19 protein-coding genes are annotated in these 18511 nt (G+C 64.8%); 12 read left to right on the forward strand and 7 right to left on the reverse strand.

Annotated features, from left to right (window positions below; translation table 11 throughout):
- The first annotated feature begins 34 nt into the window (after positions 1–34).
- The 5 genes from accC to aat all read left to right on the forward strand — a co-directional run bounded on the left by accC (position 35) and on the right by aat (position 5285).
- Positions 35–1393, forward strand: a complete 1359-nt coding sequence (accC, locus tag AC0L27_RS04400; RefSeq protein ID WP_275171904.1) for an acetyl-CoA carboxylase biotin carboxylase subunit — start codon at positions 35–37, stop codon at positions 1391–1393.
- Between the two features lie 106 nt (positions 1394–1499).
- The gene (locus tag AC0L27_RS04405) at positions 1500–3017 is read left to right on the forward strand and encodes a sensor histidine kinase (protein WP_354203734.1); all 1518 of its coding nucleotides are present in this window, start codon (positions 1500–1502) and stop codon (positions 3015–3017) included.
- A complete protein-coding gene (locus tag AC0L27_RS04410; protein WP_354203736.1) occupies positions 3014–3454 on the forward strand; it encodes a response regulator in 441 nt (146 codons plus the stop codon). Before AC0L27_RS04405 ends, AC0L27_RS04410 begins: the two co-directional genes overlap by 4 nt.
- Complete coding sequence (locus AC0L27_RS04415) at positions 3451–4554, forward strand: sensor histidine kinase (protein WP_275171902.1); 1104 nt, start codon at positions 3451–3453, stop codon at positions 4552–4554. The genes AC0L27_RS04410 and AC0L27_RS04415 overlap by 4 nt, the downstream gene beginning before the upstream one ends.
- Before the next feature lie 50 nt (positions 4555–4604).
- Positions 4605–5285 carry a leucyl/phenylalanyl-tRNA--protein transferase gene (gene aat, locus AC0L27_RS04420; RefSeq protein WP_354203739.1) on the forward strand — a complete coding sequence of 227 codons (681 nt, stop codon included), beginning with the start codon at positions 4605–4607 and terminating at the stop codon, positions 5283–5285.
- Between the two features lie 34 nt (positions 5286–5319).
- Here the strand turns inward: aat and AC0L27_RS04425 are convergent, their stop codons facing one another.
- On the reverse strand, positions 5320–6366 hold the full coding sequence (locus AC0L27_RS04425; protein WP_354203741.1) for a DUF2155 domain-containing protein: 1047 nt from the start codon (positions 6364–6366) through the stop codon (positions 5320–5322).
- Positions 6367–6570: 204 nt separating this feature from the next.
- Between AC0L27_RS04425 and AC0L27_RS04430 the strand changes: the two genes are divergently transcribed.
- A complete protein-coding gene (locus AC0L27_RS04430; RefSeq protein WP_354203743.1) occupies positions 6571–7518 on the forward strand; it encodes an alpha/beta hydrolase in 948 nt (315 codons plus the stop codon).
- 13 nt (positions 7519–7531) lie between these two features.
- On the forward strand, positions 7532–8548 hold the full coding sequence (locus tag AC0L27_RS04435; RefSeq protein WP_354203745.1) for a Na+-dependent transporter: 1017 nt from the start codon (positions 7532–7534) through the stop codon (positions 8546–8548).
- A gap of 62 nt (positions 8549–8610) precedes the next feature.
- Here AC0L27_RS04435 and AC0L27_RS04440 read toward each other — a convergent pair whose 3' ends face one another.
- On the reverse strand, positions 8611–8787 hold the full coding sequence (locus AC0L27_RS04440; RefSeq protein ID WP_275171898.1) for a hypothetical protein: 177 nt from the start codon (positions 8785–8787) through the stop codon (positions 8611–8613).
- Positions 8788–8951: 164 nt separating this feature from the next.
- The gene (locus AC0L27_RS04445; RefSeq protein ID WP_473317974.1) at positions 8952–9893 is read right to left on the reverse strand and encodes a GlxA family transcriptional regulator; all 942 of its coding nucleotides are present in this window, start codon (positions 9891–9893) and stop codon (positions 8952–8954) included.
- Positions 9894–9984: 91 nt separating this feature from the next.
- On the opposite strand from AC0L27_RS04445, the gene AC0L27_RS04450 reads away from it, so the two are divergent.
- Positions 9985–10671: a DJ-1/PfpI family protein gene (locus tag AC0L27_RS04450; protein ID WP_354203749.1), complete on the forward strand. Its 687-nt coding sequence runs from the start codon at positions 9985–9987 to the stop codon at positions 10669–10671.
- 496 nt (positions 10672–11167) lie between these two features.
- Here the strand turns inward: AC0L27_RS04450 and AC0L27_RS04455 are convergent, their stop codons facing one another.
- Positions 11168–11575 carry an NADH:ubiquinone oxidoreductase subunit NDUFA12 gene (locus AC0L27_RS04455; RefSeq protein WP_354054866.1) on the reverse strand — a complete coding sequence of 136 codons (408 nt, stop codon included), beginning with the start codon at positions 11573–11575 and terminating at the stop codon, positions 11168–11170.
- 248 nt (positions 11576–11823) lie between these two features.
- Between AC0L27_RS04455 and AC0L27_RS04460 the strand changes: the two genes are divergently transcribed.
- The 3 genes from AC0L27_RS04460 (at position 11824) to AC0L27_RS04470 (ending at position 15438) form a co-directional block, all read left to right on the forward strand.
- The gene (locus AC0L27_RS04460; RefSeq protein ID WP_473317975.1) at positions 11824–12531 is read left to right on the forward strand and encodes a BA14K family protein; all 708 of its coding nucleotides are present in this window, start codon (positions 11824–11826) and stop codon (positions 12529–12531) included.
- A gap of 235 nt (positions 12532–12766) precedes the next feature.
- Positions 12767–13189 carry a response regulator gene (locus AC0L27_RS04465; RefSeq protein ID WP_275171893.1) on the forward strand — a complete coding sequence of 141 codons (423 nt, stop codon included), beginning with the start codon at positions 12767–12769 and terminating at the stop codon, positions 13187–13189.
- Positions 13186–15438, forward strand: a complete 2253-nt coding sequence (locus AC0L27_RS04470; protein ID WP_354203752.1) for a CHASE3 domain-containing protein — start codon at positions 13186–13188, stop codon at positions 15436–15438. The genes AC0L27_RS04465 and AC0L27_RS04470 overlap by 4 nt, the downstream gene beginning before the upstream one ends.
- Here AC0L27_RS04470 and AC0L27_RS04475 read toward each other — a convergent pair.
- On the reverse strand, positions 15435–15632 hold the full coding sequence (locus AC0L27_RS04475) for an arginase family protein (protein ID WP_354204545.1): 198 nt from the start codon (positions 15630–15632) through the stop codon (positions 15435–15437). The genes AC0L27_RS04470 and AC0L27_RS04475 overlap by 4 nt on opposite strands.
- Before the next feature lie 329 nt (positions 15633–15961).
- Here AC0L27_RS04475 and AC0L27_RS04480 point away from each other — a divergent pair, with 329 nt between their 5' ends.
- A complete protein-coding gene (locus AC0L27_RS04480) occupies positions 15962–16453 on the forward strand; it encodes a group I truncated hemoglobin (RefSeq protein WP_275172012.1) in 492 nt (163 codons plus the stop codon).
- Between the two features lie 301 nt (positions 16454–16754).
- On the opposite strand, the gene AC0L27_RS04485 is transcribed toward AC0L27_RS04480, so the two are convergent.
- Both AC0L27_RS04485 and AC0L27_RS04490 read right to left on the reverse strand, forming a co-directional pair.
- Positions 16755–17423 (reverse strand): type 1 glutamine amidotransferase domain-containing protein, encoded by a 669-nt coding sequence (locus tag AC0L27_RS04485; RefSeq protein WP_354203755.1) that lies wholly within the window; start codon positions 17421–17423, stop codon positions 16755–16757.
- Between the two features lie 75 nt (positions 17424–17498).
- Positions 17499–18257: an alpha/beta fold hydrolase gene (locus AC0L27_RS04490; RefSeq protein ID WP_354203757.1), complete on the reverse strand. Its 759-nt coding sequence runs from the start codon at positions 18255–18257 to the stop codon at positions 17499–17501.
- Between the last annotated feature and the right edge of the window lie 254 nt (positions 18258–18511).

An 18511-nucleotide genomic window follows, 5' to 3' on the forward strand; every position in this document is an offset into this window, starting at 1 on the left:
GCCGCTTTCCGCGCGTCAGTCCAATAAGGACACCATGTTCGACAAGATCCTCATAGCCAATCGCGGCGAGATCGCCCTTCGCATCCTCAGGGCCTGCAAGGAGCTCGGGATCGCGACCGTCGCCGTGCACTCCACCGCCGACGCCGATGCCATGCATGTGCGCCTGTCGGACGAGAGCGTGTGCATCGGGCCTCCGGCGTCCAAGGACAGCTATCTCAACGTGCCCGCGCTGCTCGCGGCCTGCGAGATCACCGGTGCCGATGCCGTGCATCCCGGCTACGGCTTCCTGTCGGAGAACGCGCGCTTCGCCGAAATCCTCGCCGAACACAATCTGCATTTCATCGGCCCGAAGGCCGAGCACATCCGCCTGATGGGCGACAAGATCGAGGCCAAGAGGACTGCCAAGAAGCTCGGCATTCCCGTGGTGCCCGGCTCCGACGGAGGGGTCGGCCCCAACGACGACGCGATGGCGATCGCCAGGAAGATCGGCTTCCCCGTGCTGGTCAAAGCCGCGGCCGGCGGCGGCGGCCGTGGCATGAAGGTGGCCGAGAGCGAGGCCGATCTTCAGGTCGCGCTGTCGACGGCCGCCAACGAGGCCAAATCCGCCTTCGGCGATGCCTCCGTCTACCTCGAAAAATATCTCCAGAAGCCGCGCCACATCGAGATCCAGATCCTCGGCGACGGCCGCGGCGGCGCGATTCATCTTGGCGAACGCGACTGCTCGCTGCAGCGACGCCACCAGAAGGTCTGGGAGGAAGGCCCCTCGCCCGTGCTGACCGCGGCTGCACGGGCCAAGATCGGCGAGACCTGCGCCAAGGCGATGCGCGAGATGAAATATCTCGGCGTCGGCACCATCGAATTCCTGTTCGAGGACGGCGAGTTCTACTTCATCGAGATGAACACGCGCATCCAGGTCGAGCATCCCGTCACCGAGAGCATCACCGACATCGACCTCGTGCTGGAGCAGATCCGCATCGCCGCCGGCGGCGACCTGCCGGCGCGGCAGGACGAGGTCCAGGTCATCGGCCACGCGATCGAGTGCCGCATCAACGCCGAGAATCCGCAGACCTTCCGTCCTTCGCCCGGCCGCATCACGCAATATCACCCGCCCGGGGGACTTGGCGTGCGGATCGATTCCGCCGTCTATCAGGGCTACACGATCCCGCCTTATTACGACTCGCTCGTCGGCAAGCTGATCGTGCACGGCAAGACCCGCGGCGAGTGCCTGATGCGGCTGCGCCGGGCCTTGGACGAGATGGTGGTCGAGGGTATCGAGACCACCCTGCCGCTGTTCCGCGCTCTGGTGCGCGAAGACGACATCATCAACGGCGACTACCACATCCACTGGCTGGAACAATATCTCGCCGGCAAGGCGGAACCCGCCCCGAAGTAGCCGTCCCTCCACATGGAACCCTTTGGCCCCAATCGCGTTTGGGACGATGGGGACAGTTCCGAGGGGGCGTTTTGAAGTCCGGCAAGCCTGACCGAGCGAGGCCGTCGTGACTGCTGACGCACAGCGACGGCGTGCATTTTGGCAGATCCTGCTGTTCACGGCGGGGCTTCTCGTGCTGACCGTGATCAGCGCCGGCTCCGTCTACCTCGTCAACAAGGCGAGAGACGACAGCAAATGGGTGGTTCACACCATCGAGGCGGAGAACCAGATCAACGCCCTCCTGCTAGAGATCCGGCGGGCCGAGAGCGCCGCCCGCGGCTACCTTCTGACGCAAGGAGAGGATTTCAAGGCCGACCATGACAAGGCCGTGGCGGCCGTCATCCCGGCTCTCGACAAGCTCACGCGCCTGATCGGCGACAATCCGGCGCAACGCGAGAACATCGAGAAGCTGAGCGCGTCGATCGAGACCCGGCTCGGGCAGTTCGTGCGGGAGATGGATTTCATCCGGCGGGGTGAGCCGGAGAAGGCCGCAGCGCTGGTCCGCGAGATCGCCTCCACGGACGCGACAGCCGCGATCGCCAAAGTGGCGACCGGGATGATCCAGGAAGAAGAACGGCTGTTCCGGCTTCGAACGGTCAATTCGGACCGCAGCCAGACCCTCGCGGCGTCGATGACCGGCATCGGCTCCGGCCTCGTCGTGCTGCTGGCGCTGATCTCGATCTGGCTGGTGCGGCACTCGGTCCGTGCCCGTGACGATGCCGAGGCGCGCCTGCGCGACGCCAATGTCAATCTGGAGGCCGTAGTGGACGAACGCACGGCCGATCTGCGCGAGGCCAACAACGAGATCCAGCGCTTTGCCTATATCGTCAGCCACGATCTGCGCTCGCCACTCGTCAACATCATGGGCTTCACCAGCGAACTCGAGGAGCTCGGCGGCGACATTTTCCGCCGTATCGGCGGCCTTACCCATGTCCCGGCCGACGGTCCGCCGCCTTCGACCGGCGAGATCGCGCTCGAAGGTCCCGACAAGCAGCTTTCAGCGGATTTTGCCGAAGCGCTGGGCTTCATCAAGTCGTCGATCGCCAAGATGGACCGCCTGATCTCGGCGATCCTCAATCTCACCCGCGAGGGCCGGCGCGAGTTCCAGCCGGAAAAGATCGACACGCGCGAGTTGATCGAAGCCATCGTGTCGACGCTGGCGCATCAGGCCGCCGAGGCGCAGGCCGAAATCCATGTCGCCCCCCTGCCCAATCTCGTCAGCGACCGCCTGGCGCTGGAGCAGATATTCTCCAATCTGATCGACAACGGCATCAAATATCTCAAGCTCGGCGTCCCCGGCGAGATCAGAATTCGCGGGCGTACCAAGCTCGGCTACGCTATCTTCGAGATCAGCGATAACGGCCGCGGCATCGACCCCAAGGACCACCAGCGGATCTTCGACCTGTTTCGCCGCGCCGGAACCCAGGACAAGCCCGGTCAGGGCATCGGTCTTGCGCATGTGCGTGCACTTGTGCGTCGCCTCGGCGGCACCATGTCGGTATCATCGGAACTGAATACGGGCAGTACCTTCACCATCACGCTGCCCATCACCTGGAACGCCAGCAACCGGAACGCGGATCAATGACTCAACCCGTCAGCATCATCATGATCGAGGACGACGAAGGACACGCGCGGCTGATCGAGCGGAACATCCGAAGGTCCGGCGTCAACAACGAGATCATCTCCTTTGCCAACGGCACGGACGCGATGAAGCACCTGTTCGGGTCCGACGGTAGCGGGCTGGTGCAGAAAGGTAATGCGCTCCTGATCCTGCTCGATCTCAACCTTCCCGACATGACCGGGATCGACATCCTCAAGCAGATCAAGGAGAACAAATACCTGAAGGCCTCGCCCGTGGTGGTGCTGACCACCACCGACGATTCCCAGGAAATCAAGCGCTGCTACGAGCTCGGCTGCAACGTCTACATCACCAAGCCCGTGAACTACGAGAATTTCGCCAATGCCATCCGGCAGCTTGGCTTGTTCTTCTCGGTCATCCAGGTCCCGCCCGCCGCCCCATGAATCAACGTACGCCCACACTGCTCTACATCGACGACGACGGGGCGCTTGCGCGCTTGGTCGATCGCGGCCTGACACGGCGCGGCTACAAGGTCGTCCATGCCGCGAGCGGCGAGGAAGGCCTTGAGCTCATCCGCCGCGCGGGCACGACCGGCGGCATCGACGTCGTGGCGCTCGACCAGTACATGCCCGGCCTCGACGGGCTGGAGACGCTGGAGCAGATCATGGCGATCCCGGGCGCACCGCCGGTGGTCTTCGTCACCGCGTCGCAGGATTCCAGCATCGCGGTGACGGCGCTGAAGGCGGGCGCGGCCGATTATCTGGTCAAGGACGTCAAGGGCGACTTCATCCCCCTGCTTCACGTCGCGGCGGAGGGCGCGCTGCGCCAGGCCGAATTGCAGAAGGCGCGCGAGGAAGCTGAAGCCGAGATCCATGCCTCGCGCGACCGCTACGCAGCGCTCGCTGCCGAACGCGAACTGCTGCTGCGCGAGGTCAACCACCGCGTCGGCAACTCGCTGCAGATCATCGCCTCCCTGCTGCACCTGCAGGCCAGCTCCGCCGCGCAGGACGAGGTCAAGGCTGCGTTGACCAACGCGATGGGCCGCGTCGCCGCGGTCGCGCAGGTGCACCGCCGCCTCTACACCTCGCAGGACCTCAAGAGCGTGGTCCTGAACCAGTATCTGGACTCGCTGCTCGAGGATTTGCGCCGCTCGGCCGAGGGTAACCGGATGTCGCGCCTGACGCTGAAGGCCGAACCGATCGAGATCGATCCGGATCGTGCGGTCGCCGTCGGCATCATCGTCAACGAGCTGGTGATGAACGCGGTGAAATACGCCTACCCCGACGGCGCTGGCCCGATCCATGTGGAGCTGACCTCGCAGGGCGACGATCTCCTGCTGTCGATCAGCGACGATGGCGTCGGCGACAACGTCAAGGCCGATCCGCGCTCCACCGGCATGGGCCAGCGCATCGTGGCAGCCATGGCCACCAAGCTCGACGCTTCGGTCGAGCGCGACCCCACCCATTCCGGAACCCGCGTCATGTTGAGGTTCCGCCGTGTACCGGCCGCCGCCAGCAAGCCGGCTGCTGCCGCAGCGAACTGATCCGCACCGCCCATCGCAACCGCATTGCGATCCTGCTATTGTGGCGAGCCATGACTTCGCGCGACTCTGCCCCGTCTGAAATCACGCCGGCCGTGCTGCTGCGCGCCTATGCCTGCGGCATCTTTCCGATGGCCGAAAGCGCCGACGATCCGACCCTGTTCTGGGTCGAGCCGGAGTTGCGCGGCGTCATCCCGCTCGATGGTTTTCGCGTGGCCTCGCGGCTCGCGCGCACCGTGCGTTCGGATTCATTCCGTGTCACCGTCAATACCGCCTTCAAGGCCACCATCGCCGGCTGCGCCGCGCCGCAGGCGGGGCGCGAGGACACTTGGATCAACAAGCGCATCCGCGACCTCTATGGCGGGCTGTACGAGCTCGGCCATTGCCACAGCGTCGAGGCCTGGCAGGGCGAGGACCTCGTCGGCGGGCTTTACGGCGTCAGCCTGGGGCGGGCTTTTTTCGGCGAGAGCATGTTCCACACCGCGCGCGATGCCTCCAAGGTCGCGCTGGTGCATCTGGTTGCGCGGCTCATCCATGGCGGCTTCGAGCTGCTCGACACCCAATACGTCACCGAACACCTGAAGAGTTTTGGCGCGGCCGAGATTTCGCGGCGGCGCTACACCGCGCTGCTCGACAAGGCGCTCGCGGGCGAGCCCGGCGATTTCCTGAGGCTCTCGGCCGGTGAAGCGATCCCCGGCACACGCGCGCTCGAGATCATCGCCGCACGCCAATAACCAGGCATTTCCGACCGAACTCGGGGAATTTGGCCTAGCGGCCAAACCCGGGGATGCCGAACAGACCCGGGCGCTGCTCGGGCGGCGGAGGTGGCGGCGGCGGAGCCGGCTGCTGCTGCTGGATCGGCGGCAAGGGCTGCGGCGGACGCTGCTGCACCTGCTTGGGCGCGGCTTTCTTCTGCGCGGGGGGCGGCGGTGCTGCCGGCTTGGTGCCGGGATCCGGTGCCGCGGTCGCAATCGTTTGCTGCGGCTCTTTGCAGTCGGTGAGCCAGATATCGTAGATCGGGTGCTCGACGCCGTGCAGGCCCGGACTTGCCGCGTACATCCAGCCCGAGAAGATGCGCTTCACCTCACCCTGCAAGGTGATCTCGTCGACCTCGACGAAGGCGTCGGTGTTGGCGGCCTCGGTCGCCGGCCGCGTGTAGCAGGCGTCGGTTTTGACCCGCAGCGCACCGAACTGCACGGTCTCGCCGATCTCCTCGTCGAAATTGATGATGCGACCGGTGATCTTGTCGAGGCCGGAGAAGGTCGCCTTCTTGTTCACGATCTTCTGGGCCGGCGGCTCGGTGACGACCTCGTCGCCCGGCTGAAGGCTCGCCGGCGTCTGTGGGACTGCGCCGCCCGGCCCGCCCTTCTGCTGTGGCTGGCGCTGACCGGGCGTACCCGGGGCGCCTTGCGAATTGGGTGGAGCGACCGCGACGGGCGGCGGCTGGTTTGGCGGAGCAGCACTAGACCCGGGCGGCGGCGCCAGAGGTTGGGTCTCGACCGGGCCCGGCATCACGTTGCCCTGCCGGCCCGGCGGCGGCGCCATCGGACGCGACGGCAGCACACGGCCCTGCGGCGGCAGCTCCGGCACCTCTTCGTCGTCGTCGGGGATCTGTGGCTGCGGCTGGGGCTGGCCACGCGGAATGTTGCCGGGCGGCCGCAGCGGCGGCGGATCGGAAAAGATCGTGCCGATTTGCGCCTGCGCCGGCGTCGCAGCCGTCAGTACGGTGGCGGCCAGAAGCGCCGCAAGACCTGTCAGGGTAAATGTTCGAAACATCTCGCGCGGCTTCAACAGCGAATCGGGCTTGCTGGACATTCTACAGGGGATACCGCCGCTCGCAGGCCATCCGGTTAACACGGCGAATACGGCGGGGGAAGGGCGGCATCCCTGCCCTTCCCGGCCCGGTCTGGCCAGATCGGCCCCCGGATGGGATAGTCGAGCGCCCTTCCCCGGGGGCCAGGCGGCGCCGCTCCCAAAAAGAACTCCAACCATAACTGGAAACCCAGAGGTCGCTTCCCCATGCCCGTTGTGCTCGATCCCGATGCCGCCGCCGTCTACCAGGCCTTCCAGGAGGCAGGCCGCCCCGCCTACGAGACCCTGACCGCCCCGGAAGCGCGCGCCTATTACGCGCAGGCGCGCTTTGCGACCAATCCCGAGCCACCGGACCTCGCACGCGTCACGCCGCTGTCAATCCCGGCACCGCACGGCGCCATTCCCGCGCGCCTCTATGTTCCGAAAGAGTCCCGCCGGCATGATGGCTTGTCCCCGGCGCTGGTGTTCTTCCACGGCGGCGGCTGGGTGATCGGCGATCTCGATTCCCATGACGTCGTCTGCCGCCAGCTTGCCGACGCCGGCGCGCTGATCGTGATCTCGGTGGACTACCGCCTCGCGCCCGAGCACAAATTTCCCGCCGCCGCCGATGACGCGATCGCCGCGACCAAATGGGTCGCCGCCAACGCGCGCGAGCTCGGCATCGACGCCTCCCGGCTTTCGGTCGGCGGCGATAGCGCCGGGGGCAACCTCGCCGCAGTCGTCGCGCTCGCCGCGCGCGACGGCAACGGTCCCGCCATCGCGGGCCAGTTGCTGATCTATCCGGCGACCGATTTCGCCATGACGCACGGCTCCCACAGCGAGCCCGAGACCAGCGTGCTGCTGACGCATTCTGTGATCCGCTGGTTCCGCGACCATTATCTCAACGGCGCCGCCGATATCCACGACTGGCGCGCCTCGCCGGCACGGGCGAAGAACCTGGCCGGCCTGCCGCCGGCCTATGTGCTGACCGCCGGCGCCGATCCCCTGCGCGACGAGGGCGACGAATATGCCGAACGTCTGAAGCAGGCCGGTGTGCCCGTGGCTACCAAGCATTATCCCGGCCAGTTCCATGGCTTCTTCACGATGGGCAAATTGCTGCGAGAGGCCAATGTCGCCGTGAGCGAGATCGGCGCGTGGCTGAAAGGATTGGGCTGAAACGCCATTCCTCATGCCGCCCGTTCTTCAAAGCATATTCGCCCTCCCCCTGCGCGGGCTGACATGGCTCGGTGGCCAAGGCACCCGCGCGGTCGCCGCCGTCGTGTTCATCGCGCTCGCGGTGCCGCCGCTCGGTGCGTTGCTGCGTCCCTACGTCACCGAGGCGATCTTCGTCCTGCTCTGCATCTCCTTCATGCGGGTCGATCTGGCCGCGCTCTCCGGCCATCTGCGGCGGCCGGCGCTGGTGGCGACCGCGACCGTCTGGACCATGATCGGCGTGCCTGTGATCGTCGGGCTGATCGTCCATCTCACCGCGCTCACGGCGCGCGCGCCCGACCTTGCCCTGGCATTGATGCTGCAGAGCATGGCGTCGCCGATGATGGCCGCGCCGGCGCTGGCCGCGCTGATGGGCCTCGACGCCACGCTGGTGCTGGTCACGCTGGTGAGCGCGACCGCGCTGGTGCCGTTCACGGCATCGCTGTTCGCAAGCCTGTTCCTCGATGGCATGCTCAGCATTTCGCCGCCTGCGCTGGGCTTGAAGCTGCTCGGCATCCTCGCAGCATCGCTGCTGGCCGCGACCGTGATCCGACAGATCTTCGGCGCGGCCGCGATCCAGCGCCACAGGCAGCCGATCGACGGCTTCAACATCGTCATTCTGCTGGTCTTCGCGACCGCGATCATGGGCGACGTCGCGAGCGATCTCGTCGCCCGGCCGGTCTCCACCCTCGGCTTCGCAGCGCTCGCCTTCGCGATCTATTTCACGCTGCTCGCCGTCACCACGGTGCTGTTCCGCCGTATCGGCTATGAGCGCGCGCTGGCGCTCGGGCTGATGGTGTCACAGCGCAATCTGGGCCTGATGCTCGCCGCGACCGCCGGCGCGCTGCCGCCCACCACCTGGCTCTATTTCGCGATGACGCAGTTTCCCATTCACCTGGCGCCCTATATGCTGATGCCGATCGCGCGGCGCTTGACGGCGCGCGCACAGGCCTCGGGCGCCGCGGCAACCGACGGCAAGGCCGCATCGGGCTGAATCAATCTTCACGTCATGTCCGCTGTGCCATCGCGAAGCCGCTGGTGACCAGGCGAATGTCGTCACGCAGCGCGCCAATTTCCCTTGTGAATATCGAACTTCACAGCGCCTTCGTCACGCATCTTCAACAGGAGCGATTGGCAGTCGTCCTGGTTCTTGATGTTCACGCGCTTCATGACTTCGAAAGTCTTCAGAGGCTTTTCACGAAGGGCAATCAGGATCTTTTCTCGATCGGTCATTGCGGTTCCTTGCATAGGTATCGGCGACGGTACGTGTTGTACCGATCGTCTACAACGGGTGCATCCGCTTGACGAGGTCCGTTCCGGGTCAAAAGGCGGAACGCCCGGCCATATGCAAGTCTGCTCACCCGCTCAAGCGGGCTCTCCAACCCGATCAATTCTCCCTACCCGGCCCTTGCCGCGCGCCGCAGCGCCTGCGGCGGCTGGCCGAAGGCACGGATAAAGGCACGACGCATGCGCTCGGGATCGCGAAAACCTGTCGCCTCCGCGACGAGCTCGATCGCCTCGCGCGAGGACTGCACGCGCTCGCGCGCGACCTCGATGCGCAAGCGCTCGATGGCCTTCGAGGGCGTCGTGCCGGTCTCGGCGGCAAAGGCGCGGGCAAAATGCCGCGCACTCATGCCGGCGCGGTCGGCGAGGTCTTCGACCGTCAACCGGGCGTCGAGGTTCTCGCGCGCCCATGACAGCAGCGCGCCAAAGCGGCCGTTCGGCGTCTTCAATTCCAGAAGTGACGAGAATTGCGACTGGCCGCCGCTGCGGCGATGATACAGCACGAGCTGCCGCGCGGTGTCCTGCGCGATCTGCTCACCGTGATCCTCCGTCACCATCGCGAGCGCGAGGTCGATGCCCGCCGTGATGCCTGCCGACGTCCACACATTGCCATCGCGCGTGAAAATCTGGTCCGGCTCGAACTTCACCTTGGGATAGCGCGCGACGAAATCCCGCGTCCGTCCCCAATGCGTGGTGGCGCGGCGGCCGTCGAGCAATCTCGCCTCGGCCAGCACATAGGCGCCCGAGCAGACGCTCGCGACCCGCACGCCGCGCCGCGCCAGCCGCTGCACGAAGGCACGCGTGACCTCGCAGCGCGCGGCATCGGTCACGCCCGCGCCTCCCGCCACGACCAGCGTCGTGATCGCATTCGCCGACTTGAAGTCGCGCGCCATCATCTCCACGCCGGATGAGCTGCGCACGGGCCCCGCGTTCACCGCCAGCACGCGGATCCCGGTCGTCGTCTTGCCCGTACAGCGCGCCGCGATCTCGAACACCGAGATCGGGCCGGCCGCATCGAGCAACTGGAAGTCCGGGAAGATCAGGATGCCGATCATGGTCATGTCCGAAAGCGAGGGAAATACGCCATTTTGGACAGAAGGGCATCATGACAGGCTGCCTCCGTCAAGCTCATAATTGGAGGCTCTCATGTCGTCCCCGCTCCAGATCGGTCTCTTGGTGTTTCCGCGCGTCACCCAGCTCGATTTTACGGGTCCCTTGCAGGTGTTCTCCTCCGTGCCCGGCGCAAAGCTGCATTTGATCTGGAAACGGATCGAGCCGGTGCCGAGCGATTCCGTGCTGACGCTGACGCCGACCACGACATTCGCCGACTGCCCGCAGCTCGACGTGATCTGCGTGCCCGGCGGCGGCGGCACCAACGATCTGCTCAATGACGAGGAGGTGCTCGGTTTCCTGCGCCGCCAGGCCGAGGGCGCTAAATACGTCACCTCGGTCTGCACGGGATCGCTGGCGCTCGGCGCCGCCGGCCTCCTGAAGGGCTACCGCGCCGCCACGCATTGGAGCGCGATGGAGATGCTCAGCCAGTTCGGCGCGACCCCGACCAAGACGCGCGTCTGCGTCGACCGCAACCGCGTGACCGGCGGCGGTGTCACCGCGGGAATCGATTTCGCGCTGACCCTGGTGTCGATCATGGTCAATCGCACCACCGCGGAGGCGATCCAGCTTCAGCTCGAATACAATCCGGCCCCGCCGTTCAATGCCGGCTCGCCGGATACCGCGCCGGCGGAAGTGGTGGCGTTGCTCAGAGAGCGTGGCGCGCAAGGCCAGGCGCGCCGCCTCGAAGCGGTGAAGCGCGCAGCCGAGCGGATGACCTAGTCTCCACTCTCGTGTCCCGGACGCGCTGCAGCGCGTAGCGGTACTGCGCAGAGCCGGGACCCAACAAGCCACGCGGCACGCCGCGGCATGGGCCCCGGCTCTGCAGCGCATCACTCCGTGCTGCGCCGCGTCCGGGGCACGTGACGTCCAGTTGTCCCTTCACGAAAGAAAAAGGCCGCCCGGTTTCCCGAGCGGCCTTTCCTGTCTTACGGCGGCTGCACATTTCATCGGGCGATTTCGGAGCTTCCAGACCGGGGGCCTATCTCCCGATCGAGTCCTGGTCGGCGGCCGCTGCATTTCGGGACAGTCGCGAACTGTTGCCCGAACCGAACGCGATGGTCTCCCATCTCCGTAAGATGCGACCATTGAGCCGCATCGCTCGCACGGCTGCAACCAGTGCGCAGCAATCATCCCCGCTGTTCCCGCTGTCCACAGCAAAGCGAGGCGGATGCGGGTGCATCCACTCCTACGACAAGGATTCAGCGGGATCGGAAGCCTAGCTGGGCGTCCAGGGCTGATAGTCGCCGGTCGCCTTCGGCCGCTTGCCGCTGGCGAGCGTCGAGCCCGAAGGACGGTAGGCGTTCGCCGTGCCGGTGAGATTGGGCTGGTGCGGCTTTTCCCACTCGCGCGGCTGGTAGTTGTCCTGCGTCGGCGGCACGTCGACGGTGTGATGCATCCAGCCGTGCCAGGACGGCGGGATACGGCTGGCCTCGGCATAGCCGTTATAGACCACCCAGCGCCGCTCGAAGCCGAGCGCAGGATCGATCGCCCCGCCGCGGGTGCGATAATAGAGGTTGCCCTGTTCGTCCTGGCCGACCAGCTCGCCGTAGCGCTTGGTCCAGAGTTGAGTGCCAAACGTCTGGCCATTCCACCAGGTGAAAAACTTGAGGAAGAACTGTTTCATGCGGCAAGGGCCCTGCTTCGTCGGGTCCTGATGCCATCCGGACGGCGAAATGTCCAGTTCGGCGCGGGCGGCGGTGCCCCGCTGCAGATGCGGTCGCCGGGCACACGGACGCTGCCGCAAATCGGACGCGATCCGTTCATGCCGGATACAGCGTGGCCATGAAAGCTTATCCTCGCACGCAAACCGCCGTGATCCCAGGAACTACAGCCCTTTCATGGGGTTTGCTTCCGGGAAAAGGAGTTTTGATCATGAAGAGTCTGAAAGTCTTGAGCGCGGCTGCGGCCGTGGCGCTGGTTCTCCCGTTGGCGACGCCAAGCTTCGCGCAAGGTCGCGGCGGACATGGCGGTGGCGGCGGTGGGCATTTCGGCGGTGGCGGCGGTGCCCACTTTGGCGGCGGAGGTGGCGGTGCCCACTTCGGCGGCGGTGGCGGCGGCGCTCACTTCAGTGGTGGGGGTGCTCACTTTGGCGGTGGCGGCGCCCGCATGGGCGGCGGCAATTTCGGCGGCGCGAGGATCGGTGGTGGCGGTGGCAATTTCGCCGCCGGCGCAGCGGTACGTCCCAGCGGTGGCAGCTTCGTAGGCGGCAACGCGAGCCGACAGGCCTTTTCGCCGTCCTACAGCGGGACACGCAGCGTCGCGACTGCGGGCAACTGGCAGGGCGGTAGCGGCAATTGGAGTGGTCGTCACTGGCATCATCGTCGCGGCGGCGGGTTCTGGCCCGGTGTCGCCGCGGGTGCTGCGATCGGCGGCCTCGGCTCGTACGCCTATTACGGCGGCGGCTATTACAACGACCCCTACTACTATGGCGACGACAGCTATTATGACGAGCCGTCAGTGGCCGTGGTCCCCGATAGCGGCGGCGACTCCGAGGGCTACTGCGCGCAGCGCTACAAGTCCTACGATCCGGCGTCCGGCACCTATCTGGGCTATGACGGCCAGCGTCATCCTTGTCCGTAAGCACACCGGCAACATTTGAAGAAGAAGGCGTCGCAGCGATGCGGCGCCTTTTTGCATTGGGGGCGCTTCACCTGTTTCGCGTGTTCGTCATCTGCAATGCCGCGTACCAACCGACGCGAGCGGACCTTTATTCACCGCACCGTGCATATCTACCCTTATCCAATCCCAAATTGACCCGACGCGCGATTCACCTGTATCAACTTGGCTATGGGGACTTCGATGACTGGGAAGTGTCATGCCGCGTATTCTCGTGGTTGATGACGATCCGATGGTCGGCGCGACCATCGAGGTCCTCCTCCAGCGCCAGGGCTTCGACGTCACGTTGACTGACGGCGGAGAAACGGGTTTGGCTGCGCTCGAAACACAGAGTTTCGATGTGATGCTGGTCGACATCTTCATGCCGCATATGCGCGGCTTCGAGTCCATTCGCATCTTTCACGAGCGCGCGCCGGCGGTTCCGCTGATCGCGATGTCCGGCTACGCCTTCGCGTCATCCGCCTCGCCCTCTCCCGACTTCCTCCGGATGGCGCTGGAGCTCGGCGCGACCCGCTGCCTGCGCAAGCCGTTCACGCCGGACGCGCTGCTGACCACGATCCGGGAATGCATCGCCGGGCCGGGCGATGGCTCACAGCCGAAGGACAAGAAAGAAGCCCCTTGATCCCAACGCAGCGCGTCATTCTCGGTGCTGGACTTGCCATCCTCCTGATCATCACCGCAGCCTCGATCGGCCTCGACGTCAAGTCACGGTCCGATGCGGCATGGGTCAATCACACCGTCCAGGTGCTGAAGAAGATCTCCGACCTGCGGGTGCTGATGCGCAGCGCCGAGAGCGCCGCACGCGGCTACGAGATCTATCGCAGCCCGAGCTTCAGCGAAGAATTCCAGGCGGTGCACGCCCGGATCGCACCGGCACTCGCCGACCTCAAGCGCAGCGTGCGCGACACGCCCGAACATGTCGCGCTGCTCGAGGGCACCGAGCCGCTGGCGCTCCGCCGGATCGAGATCGCCGCCGAAGTGATGCGCCTGCGCGCCGGAAACGATCAGGCCGGCATTGCCGCGGTGCAGGGCAAGGGCGAGGGCCGTGGCCTCATGGACACAGTGATGGGCAATTTCGATCGTTTGAGCGCAGAGGAAGAACGATTGCTCGCGGCGCGCTCCCAGGATTCGCGCCGTACCGGCATCGTGCTGCTCGGCATCGACCTCGCCGGCGCGCTGGTGATCCTGCTGCTGGTCGTGATGATGATGCGCGAGAGCCGGCGCACCGAGGGCGCACTCAAGAGCACGCTATTGGAGACCACGGCCGCCAAGCAGCAGCTCGAGTCCGCAGTGGCCGAGCGCACCGAGCATCTGGTCACCGCGCATGACGAGCTGCGCCTGTCGGTCAACGTGCTCCAGAGCACGTTTCACAGCATGGCGGAGGCCGTGCTGGTCATCGATGCCGAGGGCAACGTCCTTCTGTCCAATCCGGCCGCGGAGCGCATGCTGCTGCACCGGAGCGGCATGAACCTGCGCAATCTGCGCGCGATGTCCAGTGTGCTTCACGGCGACGGCGTCACCCCGCTCAAGCCCGACGAGCTGCCGTCGGCACGCGTGCTTCGCGGCGAGCCGTTCGAGAATATGGAGATGATCGTCCGCCCGCACAGCGGCAATCCTTCCCGCCATCTCATGATCAGCGGCCGGCCGATGCTGGACGGGCAAGGCAACGTCTCCGGCGCGGTGCTGGTCTATCACGACGCGACCATGTCGCGCGAGACCGAGCGGCAGTTGTACCAGTCGCAGAAACTGGATGCCATCGGCAAGCTCACCGGCGGCGTCGCGCACGACTTCAACAACATGCTCACCGTGATCTCCGGCAATACGGAGACGCTGGTGGCAAGCCTGAAGCAGCAGCCCGACCTCCAGCGCGTGGCGCGCCTGATCGACGAGGCCGCCGAACGCTGCGCCGAGCTGATCCAGCATCTGCTCGCCTTTGCGCGCAGGCAGCCGCTCCAGCCGCGCAACGTCGAGATCAACACCGCGGTCGGGGACATCGCGAAACTGCTGCGCCCTACCCTCGGCGAGCAGATCGAGATCGAGACCGTGCTCGAACAGGGGCAGATGACCGCGCACATCGATCCGTCCCGCCTCACCAATGCCCTGCTCAACATGGCCATCAACGCCCGCGACGCCATGCCGAACGGCGGCAAGCTGCTGCTCGAGGCCCACCGCGTCGTGCTCGACCAGGCCTATGCGCAAAACAATCCCGACGTACGGCCCGGCCCGTACGTGATGCTCGCCGTCAGCGACACCGGCACCGGCATGCCGGCCGAGGTGCAGCAGCAGGCGTTCGAGCCGTTCTTCACCACCAAGGAGGTCGGCAAGGGCAGCGGCCTCGGCCTCTCCATGGTCTACGGCTTCGTCAAGCAGTCCGGCGGCCACATCAAGATCTACAGCGAGGAAGGCCACGGCACCACGATCAAGCTCTATCTGCCACCGGGCGAAGGCATGGCCGAGGCGGCCCCGACCACGCCGCCGCAGGCGGAAGGCGGCGCCGAGACCATTTTCGTGGTCGAGGACGATCCGCTGGTGCGCAACTTCGTCACCGTGCAGCTCCAGAGCCTCGGCTACCAGACCGTCGCCGCGCCCGACGGCAAGGCCGCGCTGGAGTTGATCCGGGCGGGCCAGCCGTTCGATCTGCTGTTCACCGACGTCGTCATCCCCGGCGGCATGAGCGGGCGCGAGCTCGCCGACAAGGTGGCGACGATCCGCCCCGGCGTGAAGGTGCTCTACACCTCCGGCTATACCGACAACGCCATCGTCCACCACGGCAAGCTCGACGACGGCGTGATGCTGCTGACAAAACCCTACCGCCGCAACCAGCTCGCCGAGATGATCAGGAAGGCGCTGGGAGGCATGCCGGCCGGCTAGCGTATCTGCTTGGCGACACATCCAATGGTGTTGCAGATGATCCGCGCTGCGCAGATTGCCCCGATATTCTGCACATCACGCTCCGGCGCCAATTCGACCAGATCGAGACCGACAATTCTGGCCTTCGAGGCGACGCCCGCGATCAGGTCTATGACGTCGAAATACGACAGGCCGTGTACATAACGTCGGCTCACCAAGGCCAAGCGGAAGCTCCTACGTTGGGTGTGATCGGCGACTTGTGACCCAGTCCGGACATTCGTGGCGCGGGTTTTGTTCGTCGACTTCGATTTTTGACGGGAACCTCTTCGCTTCAAAGCCATCCAAGGAGACAGCAAGGAGAGCGCCGATCAGACGGGGCCTGAACGCCAACAGTGGCGGCGTACCCGTTGGCATCGGAGGACGCCGAGCTACGACACACCGTGCTCAAGGCGGTGAGGCCTTTTGAGCCATCTCTAAGGAGCTGCCAATGACAAAGACTCGTTCGACTTCCATCACGCGACGAAGCATCGTCGCAGGATTGGCGATGATTGCTGTCCCCATGGCTTTGGCGAGTGCGGACAACGCGCAAGCACAGAACAAGCAAACCACGCCTGAGAAAAGCCTCTATGAGCGGCTGGGCGGCGCTTTCGCCATCGCGGCTGTAGTGGATCACTTCAGCGATGCCGTCGTGAAGAATCCCATCGTCGGCCAGAAGTCCAAGAATCCGCAGCTCCGAGAATGGCACACCAAGAGCCTGGAAAGGCTCCCCGGCCTCAAATTCATGCGCACGTTGTGGGTCTGCGACGTTTCGGGTGGCCCCTTCAAGTTTGCAGCAACCAGGCCCGGCGCAACCCCGCTTGGCCTTGAGGAGGCCCATCGCAACCTCCGGATCTCACCTGCAGAGTTCGACGAAGTCGCAGCGGAACTCGGACGGACCCTGGATCACTTCAAAATCCCGAAGCGCGAGAAAACCGAAGTTCTGGAAGCCTTCGCTGCCCACAAAGACGAGGTCACCGCGGGCGCCAAGCGCGGCTGAACCGTCATAACGCCCCGGCCTTGGCGGAATTGTTAGCTGCGCGCTGACGCGGGCGATCGAAAGTTGCGAACTGCTGAGTCGCGATGCGTCCGCTCGTGGGCCCATTGCTCCAGTTTGCGCTACAGCGAAGTGTCCGAAGCCGGGAGTAGACCGGAAGTCGTCGAGCTACCGGCGAACCAACGTGTATGCCCCCGAAGCAGACCTTCACTTCGAGTTCTGCGTCCGAGGCATTGTTATCAACCACGCTTCCTCGGGGAATGCGGCCTCCAGGTCAGCCAGGCGATGCTCGGCTGCCTATTCTTTATTTTCTGAGTGCTGCCAGCAACTCCTTGGCCAGGAGCCCGGCCGAGGCGGGATTCTGGCCAGTGATGAGGCGTCCGTCGACGACGACGTGAGGTTGCCAGTTTGCTGCGGACGTATACTGGGCACCCTCTGCCCGCAGCGCATCTTCAAGTTCGTAAGGAACGTCTTCGCGTGCGTAGTCGTACTCTTCCTTCTTCGAGAACGATGTGAGCTTCTTGCCCTGCACGAACGGCTTGCCATCGCCAAGGTCTACGCCAAGAAGCGCGCACGGACCGTGACAAACGGCAGTTACAAACTTTCCACTGCTCCAGGCGCGCACGACTGCATTCTGAACGACGGGGTTACGCTGAATGTCGACCATCGGTCCAAGACCGCCTGGCACGAAGATGGCTTCGTAATCGGCAGCATCCACCTCAGCTAGTTTGCGACTGCGATTCAAACGGCGAAAGGCCTTGCTTTCGAGAAAAGACTTCTGCGCAGGATCTTTCTCGTCGTAGGCATCATATGGCGTCCACCCGCCCCTTAGAGAGGCGAACTCAACGGCAATGCCTGCCTTGTCCAGCACATCGAACGGATGCGCGACCTCGGCGAAAAAGAAGCCCGTCTTACGATTGTGCGGACCGATCACGGCTGCGTTGCTGACGATAACCAGGACGTGCTGAGTCATGACATTCCCCTTGAATCTTGTGAAGGCACTAAGCCCAAACGTCGTAATATTGCCGCCAACATGGTGCCGGTGATATCAATCTGCTTCTCCGGCTGCGCTTTCGATGAAGGCTGCAACTTCCCGCGGGTGGGAGAGCATCGCGGCATGGCTGCTCGGCAGCTCGGTAAGTTTCGCTTTTGCTCGCGAAGACATGAAGCGCTGTGTGCTGGGCGGCACCATGTGATCTTGCGTTGTCAGCATGTAGTGCACAGGCTTGTCTTTCCATGCTGCGCCAACGATCTTGTGTTCGACCGCTTTGAGTCCCCACGGAACTTGTGCTGCGGCCATGAAGGCGGTGATGGACGGATCAACATCCTGCGCGAACGCACTCGGAAACTTCGCCGGATCAACCAGAAGAAAGCCGCCGCTCGGCGGCAACAACGGTGCACCGGCCTCGCCCGGAGTAGGACGCGTCGCGAGCTCGTAGACGGATTCTCCGACCTCTGGCGCGAAAGCGGCAATATAGACAAGCTTGCGAACCCTGGGATCGCTTCCGGCTTCGGTGATGACGGCACCGCCATACGAGTGGCCTACCAAAATGATCGGCTTTCCCGCCTTGCGTATGACCTCCCGCGTTGTCTCGACATCACCGTCGAGCGTTGCAGTCGAGTTCTGGACGACCAAAACCTCATAACCGTCGCGGGTCAGAATGTCGTAGACAGCCTTCCAGCCCGAGCCGTCAACGAAGGCGCCGTGTACGAGAACGATCGAGACGGGCTTGCTTGCGGGCGTCTGCGCGAACGAAGGAAGGCTGGCCGCCATGGAGAGGAGTGCTCCCAGGATCAGGTGTTTCATTGCGATACCTTTCGGACGGACGAAACTGCGATCGAGCGACTATAGTCCGGTGGGCGGTGCGGGTCGGTTAAATCAGGTAAATCCGCCGTTCGTGGCAGGGGCCGCACGAAGCCCAAGGAACGCTTTGGATCCTGCGACAAAATGCTCGCTGCGATCGTGCTTTTCAAAATCGCGATGTTCAGCAGCCTTGTGACGCATGATATTTTCAGCGCACTGTCGCGTCCTTTGGCAGTGAAGAATGCGGGCTACCACGG

This window comes from Bradyrhizobium sp. Ken51 (genome assembly GCF_055807435.1).

What these genes read in the sequence shown, in the direction of transcription:
- accC (WP_275171904.1), top strand. Translation starts at nt 35, where the DNA reads ATGTTCGACAAGATCCTCATAGCCAATCGCGGCGAGATCGCCCTTCGC.
- AC0L27_RS04410 (WP_354203736.1), top strand. Translation starts at nt 3,014, where the DNA reads ATGACTCAACCCGTCAGCATCATCATGATCGAGGACGACGAAGGACAC.
- AC0L27_RS04415 (WP_275171902.1), top strand. Translation starts at nt 3,451, where the DNA reads ATGAATCAACGTACGCCCACACTGCTCTACATCGACGACGACGGGGCG.
- aat (WP_354203739.1), top strand. Translation starts at nt 4,605, where the DNA reads ATGACTTCGCGCGACTCTGCCCCGTCTGAAATCACGCCGGCCGTGCTG.
- AC0L27_RS04425 (WP_354203741.1), bottom strand. Translation starts at nt 6,366, where the DNA reads ATGTCCAGCAAGCCCGATTCGCTGTTGAAGCCGCGCGAGATGTTTCGA.
- AC0L27_RS04430 (WP_354203743.1), top strand. Translation starts at nt 6,571, where the DNA reads ATGCCCGTTGTGCTCGATCCCGATGCCGCCGCCGTCTACCAGGCCTTC.
- AC0L27_RS04435 (WP_354203745.1), top strand. Translation starts at nt 7,532, where the DNA reads ATGCCGCCCGTTCTTCAAAGCATATTCGCCCTCCCCCTGCGCGGGCTG.
- AC0L27_RS04440 (WP_275171898.1), bottom strand. Translation starts at nt 8,787, where the DNA reads ATGACCGATCGAGAAAAGATCCTGATTGCCCTTCGTGAAAAGCCTCTG.
- AC0L27_RS04445 (WP_473317974.1), bottom strand. Translation starts at nt 9,893, where the DNA reads ATGATCGGCATCCTGATCTTCCCGGACTTCCAGTTGCTCGATGCGGCC.
- AC0L27_RS04450 (WP_354203749.1), top strand. Translation starts at nt 9,985, where the DNA reads ATGTCGTCCCCGCTCCAGATCGGTCTCTTGGTGTTTCCGCGCGTCACC.
- AC0L27_RS04455 (WP_354054866.1), bottom strand. Translation starts at nt 11,575, where the DNA reads ATGAAACAGTTCTTCCTCAAGTTTTTCACCTGGTGGAATGGCCAGACG.
- AC0L27_RS04460 (WP_473317975.1), top strand. Translation starts at nt 11,824, where the DNA reads ATGAAGAGTCTGAAAGTCTTGAGCGCGGCTGCGGCCGTGGCGCTGGTT.
- AC0L27_RS04465 (WP_275171893.1), top strand. Translation starts at nt 12,767, where the DNA reads ATGCCGCGTATTCTCGTGGTTGATGACGATCCGATGGTCGGCGCGACC.
- AC0L27_RS04480 (WP_275172012.1), top strand. Translation starts at nt 15,962, where the DNA reads ATGATTGCTGTCCCCATGGCTTTGGCGAGTGCGGACAACGCGCAAGCA.
- AC0L27_RS04485 (WP_354203755.1), bottom strand. Translation starts at nt 17,423, where the DNA reads ATGACTCAGCACGTCCTGGTTATCGTCAGCAACGCAGCCGTGATCGGT.
- AC0L27_RS04490 (WP_354203757.1), bottom strand. Translation starts at nt 18,257, where the DNA reads ATGAAACACCTGATCCTGGGAGCACTCCTCTCCATGGCGGCCAGCCTT.